The organism is Lysinibacillus sp. SGAir0095 (assembly GCF_005491425.1).
In the GTDB taxonomy this organism is placed as follows: domain Bacteria; phylum Bacillota; class Bacilli; order Bacillales_A; family Planococcaceae; genus Ureibacillus.
Genome location: NZ_CP028083.1, coordinates 4022348 through 4035796 on the forward strand (window position 1 = coordinate 4022348; position 13449 = coordinate 4035796).

General features: G+C 37.1%; 13 protein-coding genes. 4 read left to right on the forward strand and 9 right to left on the reverse strand.

Going from position 1 to position 13449, the window contains the following annotated elements; translation table 11 throughout:
• The first annotated feature begins 182 nt into the window (after positions 1-182).
• Positions 183-887, forward strand: coding sequence for a 23S rRNA pseudouridine(2604) synthase RluF (gene rluF / locus C1N55_RS19820; RefSeq protein WP_137730709.1), 705 nt, complete (start codon positions 183-185; stop codon positions 885-887).
• 45 nt (positions 888-932) lie between these two features.
• On the opposite strand, the gene C1N55_RS19825 is transcribed toward rluF, so the two are convergent.
• The 8 genes from C1N55_RS19825 to C1N55_RS19860 form a co-directional block, all read right to left on the reverse strand.
• A complete protein-coding gene (locus C1N55_RS19825; protein ID WP_137730375.1) occupies positions 933-1640 on the reverse strand; it encodes an ABC transporter ATP-binding protein in 708 nt (235 codons plus the stop codon).
• Positions 1640-2416 carry an ABC transporter ATP-binding protein gene (locus C1N55_RS19830; protein WP_137730376.1) on the reverse strand — a complete coding sequence of 259 codons (777 nt, stop codon included), beginning with the start codon at positions 2414-2416 and terminating at the stop codon, positions 1640-1642. Before C1N55_RS19830 ends, C1N55_RS19825 begins: the two co-directional genes overlap by 1 nt.
• The gene (locus tag C1N55_RS19835) at positions 2413-3351 is read right to left on the reverse strand and encodes a branched-chain amino acid ABC transporter permease (RefSeq protein ID WP_137730377.1); all 939 of its coding nucleotides are present in this window, start codon (positions 3349-3351) and stop codon (positions 2413-2415) included. The genes C1N55_RS19830 and C1N55_RS19835 overlap by 4 nt, the downstream gene beginning before the upstream one ends.
• A 12-nt stretch (positions 3352-3363) precedes the next feature.
• Positions 3364-4239 carry a branched-chain amino acid ABC transporter permease gene (locus tag C1N55_RS19840; RefSeq protein ID WP_137730378.1) on the reverse strand — a complete coding sequence of 292 codons (876 nt, stop codon included), beginning with the start codon at positions 4237-4239 and terminating at the stop codon, positions 3364-3366.
• A gap of 113 nt (positions 4240-4352) precedes the next feature.
• On the reverse strand, positions 4353-5564 hold the full coding sequence (locus C1N55_RS19845) for an ABC transporter substrate-binding protein (RefSeq protein WP_137730379.1): 1212 nt from the start codon (positions 5562-5564) through the stop codon (positions 4353-4355).
• 492 nt (positions 5565-6056) lie between these two features.
• Positions 6057-6725 (reverse strand): YdeI/OmpD-associated family protein, encoded by a 669-nt coding sequence (locus C1N55_RS19850; RefSeq protein WP_137730380.1) that lies wholly within the window; start codon positions 6723-6725, stop codon positions 6057-6059.
• A 53-nt stretch (positions 6726-6778) separates the two neighbouring features.
• The gene (locus tag C1N55_RS19855) at positions 6779-7276 is read right to left on the reverse strand and encodes a VOC family protein (protein ID WP_137730381.1); all 498 of its coding nucleotides are present in this window, start codon (positions 7274-7276) and stop codon (positions 6779-6781) included.
• Positions 7277-7432: 156 nt separating this feature from the next.
• A complete protein-coding gene (locus tag C1N55_RS19860) occupies positions 7433-8647 on the reverse strand; it encodes an ATP-binding protein (protein WP_137730382.1) in 1215 nt (404 codons plus the stop codon).
• A gap of 177 nt (positions 8648-8824) precedes the next feature.
• Between C1N55_RS19860 and psiE the strand changes: the two genes are divergently transcribed.
• From psiE to C1N55_RS19875, 3 genes are all read left to right on the forward strand, one after another.
• Positions 8825-9286 (forward strand): phosphate-starvation-inducible protein PsiE, encoded by a 462-nt coding sequence (psiE, locus tag C1N55_RS19865; protein WP_137730710.1) that lies wholly within the window; start codon positions 8825-8827, stop codon positions 9284-9286.
• Between the two features lie 113 nt (positions 9287-9399).
• Positions 9400-10674: a PLL family lectin gene (locus C1N55_RS19870; RefSeq protein WP_205758494.1), complete on the forward strand. Its 1275-nt coding sequence runs from the start codon at positions 9400-9402 to the stop codon at positions 10672-10674.
• A 374-nt stretch (positions 10675-11048) separates the two neighbouring features.
• A complete protein-coding gene (locus C1N55_RS19875; RefSeq protein WP_137730383.1) occupies positions 11049-12176 on the forward strand; it encodes a M20 metallopeptidase family protein in 1128 nt (375 codons plus the stop codon).
• 50 nt (positions 12177-12226) lie between these two features.
• On the opposite strand, the gene chrA is transcribed toward C1N55_RS19875, so the two are convergent.
• Positions 12227-13420 (reverse strand): chromate efflux transporter, encoded by a 1194-nt coding sequence (gene chrA / locus C1N55_RS19880; RefSeq protein ID WP_137730384.1) that lies wholly within the window; start codon positions 13418-13420, stop codon positions 12227-12229.
• Positions 13421-13449 lie beyond the last annotated feature (29 nt).

Consider the following 13449-nt stretch of genomic DNA (forward strand, 5'->3'; position numbering starts at 1 on the left):
TATATCTAAAAAACACAAATTTTTACAGAAATTTTTTCGACAAATACTATAGATTTTGTAATTGCAAAAAAAGTTAAACGGGGATTTAATAGGAATGTTTCTTCCATTTGTAGTCAACAATAGTAGAGCCAATGAAATTGATTATTGTATACTTGATTTACTACAAGTTATTAGGAGAGTTTATGAGAATAAATAAATTTTTAAGTGAAACCGGCGTTACTTCACGCCGTGGTGCAGATAAATGGATTGAGGAGGGCCGGATTACAATTAATGGAGAGCTTGCCACTGTGGGTAGTCAGGTGATTGAAGGTGATGTGGTCTGTGTAGATGGTAAGCCTGTCAAAAAAGAAGAAGAGCTTGTCTATATAGCGTTAAATAAACCAGTGGGCATAACAAGTACGACAGAAAAACACATTAAGGGAAATGTAGTTGATTTTGTTGGTCACTCTAAGAGAATTTTCCACATTGGCCGGCTTGATAAAGAATCGGAAGGACTACTGCTGTTAACGAATGACGGAGATATTGTCAATGAAATCCTGCGTGCAGAAAACCATCACGAAAAAGAATATGTTGTTCAAGTGGATCGACCAATTACAGATCAATTTTTAAAACAAATGGCTTCCGGTGTGGAGATTTTAGATACAAAAACGTTGCCCTGCAAGGTAGAAAAAGTGTCATCTCATGTCTTCAAAATCATCTTGGAGCAAGGACTAAATCGTCAAATTCGCCGTATGTGCTCAGCCCTGGGTTACTCTGTAAAAAGACTTCAACGCATTCGAATTATGAACATCCATCTTGGAAACCTGAAAGTTGGTCAGTGGCGAGACTTAACCCATAAAGAAAAAAACGAGTTGTTTACTCTATTAAAGTATCAACCGAAAAGCTAATGAATTTCACGCAAAAAAGGGAAGCCATTTTCGGCTTCCCTTTTGTTACAAGCCCCCAAGATAGGCTGCTTTTACTTGTTCACTTTCTTGAAGTTCTTTCGCTGTTCCGGAAAGAACTATTTTACCTGTTTCGATTACATAAGCACGATTTGCGATGGATAGTGCCATATTCGCATTTTGCTCTACCAATAAAACAGTGGTTCCTTGCTCATTCACCATTTTAATAATTTCAAAGATTTGCTTTACGATTAACGGAGCTAACCCCATGGATGGTTCATCTAGCAGTAATAGCTTGGGCTTCGCCATCAGTGCACGACCCATTGCGAGCATTTGCTGTTCCCCACCTGATAATGTACCTGATGGCTGTTTACGGCGTTCTCCTAAAATCGGGAATAAATCATAGACATTTGCCATATCCTTTTTAATTCCATCACGATCATTACGTAAATACGCGCCTAGCTCCAAGTTTTCCTCTACAGACATCGTCGAAAAAACGCGTCTACCTTCTGGAACATGTGAAATACCACTTTTTACAATTGTCTGTGCGGCTTTCCCGCCGATTGGCTGTGTTTGATACAAAATTTCGCCTTTTTTAGGCTTCAATAAACCCGACAATGTTTTTAACAGCGTTGATTTCCCTGCACCATTTGCTCCGATTAATGTAACAACTTCACCTTCATTTACTTCCAAGGAGACATCTTTTAATGCATGAATGTTACCATAAAATACCTCGATGTTATTTACCTTTAGCATTAATCAGCCACCTCCTCGCCAAGATATGCTTCAATTACTTTAGGATTATTCCGAATTTCTTCTGGCTTCCCATCAGCAATTAATTGACCGTGGTCAAGCACATAAATACGTTCGCAAATCCCCATAACCAAATGCATATCATGTTCAATCAACAAAATCGTTAAATCAAATTCTTTTCGGATAAACGCTATTAACTCCATTAAATCATGCGTCTCTTGAGGATTCATACCAGCAGCCGGTTCATCCAGTAATAATAGCTTAGGTTTGGCAGCTAAAGCACGTGCAATTTCCAAACGACGCTGCATCCCGTATGGTAAGTTTTTGGCTAATTCATCTTTATAAACGTCTAAACCAAAAATCTTTAAAAACTCAATGGATTCCTGTTCCATTTTTGCTTCTCCGCTAAAATGACTTGGTAGACGGAAAATAGAAGAAATAATGGAATGCTTTGCAATATTGTGGTTGGCAACCTTTACATTATCTAAAACTGATAAATCCTTAAATAAACGAATATTTTGGAAAGTACGACTCATTCCAAGCTTTGTTACCTGATAAGGCTTTAGCCCTTTTAAATTTTTGTCATCAAAGGTAATCGTCCCAACAGTTGGTTGATATACACCCGTTATCATATTAAACGTCGTTGTTTTCCCCGCACCGTTTGGACCGATTAAGCCCACTAGCTCGCCTTGATTTAAATACATATTTACATTTTGAACAGCTTTCAAGCCCCCAAATTGAATGCCCACATTTTCTGCGTTTAGAAGGTTACTTGTCATATTTTAGTACCTCCTTTTCTTCCAAATTTAAATAAAGACGTAATTTCCTTTGTCCCCATTAAACCTGTTGGACGGTATAGCATTACTAAAATTAGCACTAGTGAATAAATAATCATACGTGTTTCCGGGAAGTTTGCTAAAAACGCTGATACAACCGTTAAAAAGATCGCTGCAATAACTGATCCGGAAAGACTTCCTAATCCACCTAAAACAACGTAAATTAAAATATCAAAGGATTTTAAGAAGTTAAAGGTAGTCGGTTGAATAATGAAAAAGTTATGTGCATAAATAGCACCGGCTAGCCCTGCAAATAACGAACCGATTGTAAAGGCAACAACTTTGTAATAGGTTGTATTGATACCCATGGCGTCTGCTGCAATTTCATCTTCACGAATAGAAATCGCTCCACGACCATGTCTTGAATTTGTGAAGTTAGAAATAACAATGATTGTAATGAAAACACCCGCGAAAGCATAAGTCCACGTAGTCATATTCATAACCACCATACCTGCTGCTCCACCAACATAATCCACATTCAAAAAGATAATACGAATAATTTCTGCAAACCCAAGAGTCGCGATTGCTAAATAGTCCCCTTTAAGGCGTAATGTCGGTAAACCGACAAGTAAACCTGCTAAAGCTGCTACACCTGCTCCTAATATTAGTCCTACAGGAAGTGGCAAGCCTAATTTCATAGTTGCAATGGCACTGAAATATGCACCTACAGCCATAAAACCAGCATGTCCAATCGAAAATTGTCCCGTAATTCCAATAACGATATGTAAACTAACAGCAAGCATAATGTTAATACACATTTGCACTAAAATATTTTGATAATATAAATCTAGTATTCCACCTGAAATTAAACCTTGAACGACTGCATAGATTACTAGCGCTAAAACAGAAAATACCCAAAAGACTTTAGACTTTTTCATTTACCACCTCACCTACACTTTCTCTCGAGTATTTTTGCCGAATATACCCGATGGTTTCAAGATTAAAATTAAAATTAATATAACGAATGCTGCCGCATCGCGCCATAAAGAAAAACCTAATGCACTTACAACGGTTTCAACTACACCTAAAGATAAGCCTCCAACCATTGCTCCCGGGATACTTCCTATACCACCAAATACAGCCGCAATAAATGCTTTTAATCCAGGTAAAACCCCCATTAACGGTTCAATTCTAGTATAGTAAACACCGAAGATAACACCGGCTGCTCCCGCTAAAGCAGAACCAATAGCAAATGTTGCAGAAATTGTATTATCTACGTTAATTCCCATTAAACGGGCTGCATCTGGATCTAGTGATACCGCACGCATTGCTTTTCCGATTTTTGTTTTATGGACAATAAATTGCAGCAAAATCATTAAAACAATGGTTACTGCTAAAATTAATATTGAAATTGAACTAATACTTACACCTAAAATATCAAATGATGTTTTTGGAAGAACCTCTGGATATGCTTCAGGAGATGCTCCTCGGAAGAATATTACGGTATACTCAATCAATAATGAAACACCAATAGCTGTAATAAGGGCTGCGATACGAGTTGCATTTCGTAACCTTTTATAAGCAACACGTTCAATTATTACCCCAATAACTGCACATAGTACCATGGAAATAATTAGCGCTGGGAAGAACCCGATCTCCCATCTTGCAATAGCATAAAAACCAATAAACGCTCCTAGCATGAATACGTCACCATGAGCAAAGTTGATCAGCTTAATGATCCCGTACACCATTGTATATCCCAATGCAATCAATGCGTAAATACTACCCAATGATATTCCATTTACTAACTGTTGAATCCATTCCATGAGCTCTCACTCCTTTTCCCTTCAATTCTTTAGCTGAATGAATTAATTATCTAATTGTAAAAAGGGAGGCTAAACTCGCCCCCCTCATTTGTTCCATTCGTTTAAACGTAAATTTACGGATTAACTTTAGAGTTGAACTTTTGATTACCGTCAACATATTCTAGTACTGTTGCGGATTTTACTGGGTTGTGTTTTTCGTCAACTGAGAATGTACCTGTAATTAAGCTTAAGTCTTTTGTTTCAGCTAAAGCATTTTGAATCGCTTCGCCATCTGTTGAGCCTGCACGTTCGATTGCATCTTTAATGTAGTAAACAGTGTCATAGCCAAGTGCGTGGAATGCGTTCGGTGACTCACTGTATTTTGTATTGAATGCTTCAACGAAACCTTGAATTGTTTCTTCAGGATCTTGAGAAGAATAGTGATTTGTAATGAATGTGTTATTAAGTGCCTCTGCACCTGCAAGTTCTACTAGAGTTGGAGAGTCCCAACCATCAGCCCCCATTAAAGGTGCATCAATACCTAATTCACGAGCTTGTTTAACAATTAAACCTACTTCTTCATAGTATCCAGGGATAAAGATGAAATCTGGATTTGCTGATTTGATACGAGTTAAAGTTGATTTAAAGTCTGTATCATCTGCAACGTAAGCTTCTTCAGCTACTACTGTTCCGCCATTTGCTTCGATTTGTTCCTTAAATGACGCCGCTAATCCTTTTGCATAGTCAGATGCATTATCTGCATAGATTGCTACATTTTTTGCTTCAAGTTCGTTTGATGCAAAGTTTGCTGCAACAATTCCTTGGAATGGATCAATGAAGCATGTACGGAATACAAAATCATTGATTGTTCCATCCTCATTTTCTGTTACATTTGGAGCTGTTCCTGAAGCAGTAACAGTTGGAATTTTATATTGATTTGCAATTTGAGCTGTTGCAATTACGTTACCTGAAGTAGCTGGAGCGATCATTGCTGTAACTTTATCTTGAGTTGCTAGTTTAATAGCGGCATTTGTCGCTTCTGCGTTTTCCGATTTATTATCAACTGGTACAAATTCAATTTGTTTTCCATCAATTCCACCAGCAGCGTTAATTTCTTCAATCGCTAACTCCGCACCATCTTTAATAGATGAACCATAAGATGCAACCGCGCCTGAAAGTTCTAAGTTCGCACCAATTTTAATCACATCGCTGCTTTCACTTGATGAAGAACCTCCGCTTTCTATTGATGTCCCTTCACTAGAACTACAACCCGCTAGAGCTCCTGCGATTAATGATGTTGCTAAAAATACTGATGCAAATCTCTTTAATGTTTTCTTTTCTGCCATTGTAATTTCCCCCCGAAATTTTGATGCCTAGATTTATAAGTTTTAATAATTATAATATTCAGATTAATTAACATCAATAGGTAATCTAAATATTCTGAAATCAGCAGCTAAATTGAAATTTATCTTCAATCAATTGACTTTATGATTGTAAAACATTCTTTATATTTAGTCTAGTATGATTTTTTAGTAAATTTAGATATTTTAGAAATATAGCTATATTCTTTAATGGAATTTTAGTTGTAATCATTATTTTAATAGATAGTTTTGTTTGCATTCACGCGCAAGAAAGTCATCTTAAACTATAAATAGATGGATTGAATATTATTCTAATAGCTATAACCTTCAACTAATATCTATCTAAAAAAAGATATCGAGTTATTGGATGCACGAGAACTCTCTCTAACTACTTTTCTTAAAGCTTCTTTGTGTGCTGATTCTTTCCAAAAGAAAAACTGACCAGAATCTTAACATTCTAAAGTCAGTTTTGCGGTTTTATTTTTTTTGAAGATATAAATCTCGGCTTTTGTACCCTTCACTTAAGATATTTTTCATTTCATTGCGGCGTTTTTCTTTTGTCGTTTCCTGTTTTGCACTATAAACATAGCGCGCCCAATCCTTTCGATAACCAGGTGTTAACGATTGATAAAATTCTAAAACCTCAGGTACATCCTGCAAATCCTTTTCGATTTGCGGAATCATCTCGATGTAATCATCCACACATTGACTTGCTTTGGTCGATTGGGTATTTTTGGATTTAGCATCTTCCTTCAATCCTACTACCGTAAACACATCATCCAATGCCACCATTCGGGCGAATTTAATCGTACTTTCTTTGATATAGCCCTCTTCATCTGCATTTAACCCTGCCATTAAATCATCTCGATGTATAAATGTAGAATATACTTTATTCCCTTTTTTAGGATAAGCTATATAGATATAACCCTTTTTGCTTAGAACACCTTTTTCTATTATTTCATTTACAACAGATTGTAAAGACATCATATCTAAAACAAAAGCAAAGATAAGATCATAGGATTTTGACTCAACTAGCTGTGAATCGTAGTCAGACAATTCTTCAAAATGTGTAGAACCTTCTGGAACCTGAAGTAAGGCAACCTCTTTATATTTTTGTAATTTAAGCTTTTCAACAATACCAGGCAATGTTAGACCTCCCAAAACAATGATACTTGTCCTAAAATTTTCAGAACTAACATTTAGTCCTCTTTAGCAGCTTCTTCTAATTCGGCAATGTTAATTTTTTTCATCTGCAGTAAAGCCTTCATGACACGATTATACTTTATACTTTCCGCATCTGTTAACAATCCTGTAAGCATTGTCGGTACAATCTGCCATGAAATACCATACTTATCCTTCAACCAACCACAAACTTGCGCTTTTTCGTCTCCACCCGCAGAAAGTTTCCCCCAATAGTAATCAAGTTCTTCCTGAGAGTCACAGTTAATGATAAAGGAAATAGCTTCAGTAAATTGATATTGGGGGCCGCCATTTAAAGCGACAAAAGAATTTCCTTCCAACTGAAACTCGACTGTCATGGCATCTCCCTCAGAAAGACCCTCAATAGGATGGCGTTCTTTTCCATAACGTGTTATTTTCCCAATTGATGCATCCTTGAATATTGATGTATAAAAGTGGGCTGCCTCTTCTGCTTGTGTATTAAACCATAAGTTAGTTGAAATCTTTTGAATACCCATCCTACTGCCTCCAAATCTATTTAATCCATTTGTTTTTTTTAATATATAGTATTACCTGGAGATTTCGCCTTAGACAATTACTTGGTTATTTCATAAAATCTGTTCCTATAAAGGGGAGATGGAATCCCTGATTATGACTTCATCTATGATGAACAGTTACTTTTTGGATGGGAAACAAATAGCAACGGTTGTCCCATTTCCCTTTGAACTTTTATAAACTATCGAGCCATTATATTTTTCTACAATATTATTACAAATCATCAAACCGAGGCCAGTTCCCTTTGCCTTTAATGAGTAAAACGGTGTCCCTAGTAAAGCAATCTGTTCCTCAGACATGCCAATCCCCTGATCGGTTACCTTTATTTCTACCATATTGTCTTTTATTTTTTTGGCTGTCACAGTTATTGTTCCACCAACATTAGAAGCTTCTATTGCATTCTTTACAATATTAACCAGTAATTGATGCAGCTCCATTTTATTGATTTCTATAAAACTATCTGCTTCAACCACCACTTCAATTTTATTATCATTTAAAATACCATAGGATTGAAGTAATTCGGCCACACTGTTGATAGCTTTCTGAATATCTACATTCTCTGTTATTAGTTTTTTCGCTGGTTGTGATAACGATAGCAGCTGTGAAATGACTTGTTCGGCACTATCTAGTTCTTCTATTAACATGGGCAGACTTTTCTTCATCGTATTATTTACGGATTCATCTTGTTCATATAGCTGTAGATACCCCTTAACTACTGTTAAAGGATTACGGATTTCATGCGCTACTGCCGCTGCCAGCTCTCCTGTTGTTTTCAATCTTTCAGCGTGCTTTACTTGCTCATAATATAGCTTCAATTTAGCAATACGCTCTGATGTATAGTAAAATATGAAGTAAAGAAATACTTGACTTCCAATAAAAGTGATAATATTTCCAACGGTGTCACCTGTTACATTAGGATACAAACTTTCTTGTCCGCTACTGATTATGTAAGCAATTGCACCTACAATTAATATATGATTCAGAATAATAGAGGTATAAAACAGCTTCTTATCAAAAAATATAATTGCGATAGCCGGTATAAAGTAAATCAATAAAATAGTTGAGCCTGTTTCAGGGTAAACTAAAAATAATGTATAGAATAGTAAAGTAGATACTAAAACAATTAACCAACGCAAAACTCTCGTTTTATATTTTGGATAAATTAATATGCAAGCAGAAAATAAACCTGCAAACAATAGATGGAAATAGTATCCAACATGTCCTTCTCCATACAGTGGATTTTTATAGTATAACCCCACAATCATAATGACCATCAATAGATAGATAATCATGTAATATCTTTTAGCACTCATTTCTGTTACAGTTTCTCTCATAATTTTTTCATTCTTACCCTTCTTTTTTTCCTTCTCAAATTAAGCCCTTTCACCCTACAATAATTGTACCTTTTTACAATATTTACTACAATTAACTTTTACCTATCATTACAGAGCTTCTTTCTTCATATCATTAAATTTATTAGAGATCATACAATTTCAAAGAGGAGTGATATGATGAAAAAAGTGGAATGGAAAATTTCTATAATGCTATTCCCCACTGTTTTACAATGGTTTTTGAATTTTTGCTTGATTATTTTAGCTTTCATTCTATCATTCCTTCTACTAAAGGAAATATTGGAGTTTTTAAAAATTTTATTATTAGGGGATAGTTACGATTACACGCACTTCCTCGCTAATATTCTCCTGTTTTTCCTATACTTCGAATTTATAACCATGATTGTTAAATATTTTAAGGATGACTACCATTTTCCCCTTCGTTATTTTCTCTACATCGGAATTACTGCCATGGTACGATTAATCATTGTGGATCACGAACATCCCCTCGACACATTAATTTTTACATTAGTTATTTTGATTTTAATCATTTGTTACTTCATCATAAATATTACGCCTCTTGAAAGACCCAAACGTTCTCAGCTTTTTACTAAAAAGGACGAAAATCAATCTATGAAATGAAATCCCCTTCTACCTTACGTCCTTCGTTCATTGACATTATATTTCTAATACCCTCATTCCCAAATTTTTCATCAGTGCATACAATAATGAAAAAACGGAGGATTTTTAGTCTTATGTATAATGGCTATCCCTATTATCAAGCGCAATATGTCCCGGTGAATATGAACCAAACGAATACGATCAACCCGTATAATCCAATACACCCTCAGTATGTACAGCGAAACCCGCAACAAAAACCAAGTGTTCAACAGATTATGCAAACAATACGCAGTCAGCACGGAAATCTTTACACCCAGCTACAGCAAGCCGGAGTAAACCGCCAATTAGCTGAAACGTTCTTTTTTTATGTCGTAAACTTTACTAGAAATCAAGCAAATATGAATCAAACTGCTAGTCAGGTATATACACAATTCCAGAGGGAAACTCCTTGGTTTAATTCCTTAGTTCGCTCAATGAATATTCCTTTAAATACATTAGATAGAGTATTAACAAGGGTCATCGAGATTACATTAAACATTCTTAGAGAAAATCAACCAAGCCCTGGTCCAGGTCCGACTCCTCCTCCAACTCCTGGTCAAGGATGGGCTGATTGGGAAAGTCTTGGCGGAACTATTGTAGGTGCTCCTACTGTATCCTCTTGGGGCGCAAATCGCTTAGATGTATTTGCTAGAGGAACGGATAATGCACTTTACCATATTTGGTGGGACGGTAACCGTTGGAGCAACTGGGAAAATCTTGGTGGCGTCTTAACTTCTGTACCTGGCGCTGTCTCTTGGGGGCCAAATCGCATCGATGTCTTTGTTAGAGGAACAGATAACGCACTATATCATAAATGGTGGGACGGTGTAAGGTGGAATGATTGGGAGAATCTCGGCGGCACACTTACAAGCGGTCCTGCTGCATCCTCACGCCGTGCCAACCAACTCGATGTCTTTGTTAGAGGAACTGGCAATCGACTTTATAAGAGAACTTGGAACGGATCGAATTGGGAACAGTGGGAAGACCTTGGTGGAAATCTAAACTCCGAACCTGCAGCTATTTCCTGGGGAACTAACCGTATAGACATTTTTGCAAGAGGACAAAACAATGATTTAATACACAAATGGTGGAGCGGAAATAATTGGAGTGATTGGGAAAGCCTTGGTGGAACATTAACTAGTGCGCCAACAGTTTCATCACGCCGTGCAAATCATCTTGACGTCTTCGTTAGAGGAACAGGCAACCGTCTATATAAACGCACTTGGAATGGTTCTCGCTGGGATAGCTGGGAATCCATTGGCGGCAATCTCACTAGTGCTCCGGCAGCCGTTTCTTGGGGCCCTAACAGGACAGATGTTTTTGCAAGAGGACAAAACAACGATCTAATACACACTTGGCAAGGTCGTTAAACTTTTACTGGCCTGCATCTAATCGACCTCCAAGATTTAGCCGGATAGAGAAAACACTTTCTCTATCTGGTTTTGTTTTTGATGCAGCATATGTGCTTAACTAAATTCAGTTTATGAACTGCATCTGCTAGCTTTTGCTCATTATTATAAACTTTATCCCCCTTACGAATTGCCTCAGTAATTTATCCGTACCTTTTAGAGCTCCTATAATTATTCCTCCATTTTAAGCTCAATTAATTTAAATCTTGGAATCTTTAACAATATAATAAAATAGGCAGTACTTTTTTCAATACATTTTACTATCTTAGAATTGCAAATTTCTCATTTAATATAGTCCCCTTATTGAAAAAGCACTTTAAAAAGGAGAGATTTTAATGGAGAAGGAAAACCTGCAATTAGTTACAGATTTACGACACGAATTGCATACACATCCCGAGCTATCCTATGGAGAGGTTTGGACGAGACAACGATTAATTAACTTCCTAAAAGAGCACACTCCCAATCTTGAAATAATTGATGAAGGGAAGAAATATTTTTATGCTGCTTACCGAGCAGGTGAAGGGAAAAAGAATATTGCCTTCCGCGCGGACTTTGATGCCCTTCCTATTCCGGAAACCATAGATATTCCTTGGGGGTCTACTATTCCTGGAGTTGCCCATAAATGCGGTCATGACGGTCACTCTTCCTCATTAGCCGGGTTTGCACTTGAGGTGGATCAAAAGGGAGCAGATCATAATATTTTCTTTCTTTTCCAGCACGCAGAAGAAACCGCACAGGGTGCAATTGAGGCACAAGAAATACTTCAAAAGGAAAAGATTGATGAAATCTATGGCTTTCATAACATGCCGGGTATTCCGTTAAAAACAGTAAGTATTATTGATGGGACAGCTCATTTTGCTTCCCGCGGAATGTCCATTAAGATGATTGGCTTGCCTTCACATGCTAGCGAGCCGGAAAAAGGTATCAATCCTTCGTATGCCATTGCAAAAATAATTGGTGCTATACCTAAATTTACTTCTTCTGAAAATAACGAAGGACTCGTTCTTTGTACAATTATTCAAATTGATGTTGGCTCAGAAAACTATGGAATTGCTGCCCATAGTGGAGCTTTAAAAATGACGATCCGTGCAGAAATAGAAGACGAATTAAATCAGTTGCAAAAAAAACTTGAAGACTTTGCAAAGCAGCTAGGTGAAGCACAAGGTATTAAAGTAAGCTTCCAATACAATGATATTTTCCCGGAAACAGTCAACACAAAGGAATGCTCCGACATTGTAAGAAATGTTTGTACAAAAAAAAGACTGGCATGGGAGGAATTGCCGAAACCATACCGTGCTTCAGAGGATTTTGGTGAATATTTAAAACAAGTCAAGGGTTCTTATTTTTATGTAGGAAGCGGTGAAAATCATCCAGGTCTCCACACTCTCGATTATGACTTCCCAGATGAAATTATTGAAACTGTTGTAGAAGTCTATAAGGGGATTTCCGGAACTAAATCGTAAGCCAAAATTAAAATCCGTTTCTAGGGACTTCCCCTCTGAAACGGATTTATTTATATAAGAGATATTATCATTCCACCTACAATGCCGGTTATTACAATAATCCAGGGGGCCATCTTCCAGTAAGTCAGCATACTGAATAGTAAAACAGCCAAAACAAAATCCAATGGTTTAATGATTGCAGATGTGAAGATTGGATCATATAGAGCAGAGATTAATATCCCTACTACCGCAGCATTCATGCCCATGAATGCCCCCTTCATTTTTCCATTTTTACGTAGTGCATTCCAAAAGGGTAATGCCCCAAAAACAAGTAAAAATGCTGGTAAAAAGATTGCTGCTGTTGCAAGAATACCTCCTAGCCAACCATCCATGACAGCTCCTATATATGCTGCAAAGGTAAACATGGGACCCGGTACTGCTTGTGTAGCTCCGTACCCGGCTAAAAATGCTTCTTCACTAATGAATCCCGTTGGTACAAACTCCCGCTCTAGTAAAGGTAGCACCACATGTCCACCTCCAAAAACAAGAGCCCCTGCCCGATAAAAGCTATCAAACATTGCCACCAACCGGAAAGAAGTTAACTCTCTTAGAATTGGAAGGAAAATCAATAGACCAAAAAATAACGTAATACAGAAAGCACCCAATTTCTTGGTAATAGGAAATGTTAAGCTAGTAGCATTTTCCTCATTTACTTGTCGAAAAAGAAAGTACCCCAATACCCCTGCTAGTACAATGACAGATACTTGTGCGAATGCTACTGGCCATAACAAGACAAAAGCTATAGCAAAGATGGCAATGGCCTTTCGCGATAAATCAGGTGTTAAATTTTTCGCCATTCCTAAAATGGCATGAGCTACCACCGCAACAGCCACAATTTTGAGCCCATGTATCCACCCTGCATCACTGACATCTAAACCTTGTACAAGCAATGCAAAGATAATTAATGCAATGACGGATGGCATAGTAAATCCTAAAAACGATATAACGCCTCCTAAGATACCACCTCTTATTACACCAATGCCAATTCCTACCTGACTGCTGGCAGGACCAGGTAAAAATTGGCATAGAGCAACCAGCTCTGCATACGCTTTTTCATCAATCCATTTTTTTCTCTGAATATATTCTCCATGAAAATAACCTAGATGTGCTGTTGGTCCACCAAAGGATGTAAAACCTAGTTTTGTTGAAACTTTAAATATCTCAAATAAAGCTTTAAACGAAGTTGATCTTTGATTTGAATTCATCAATGTTGGTCTTTTGCTCCTCTTTTTTC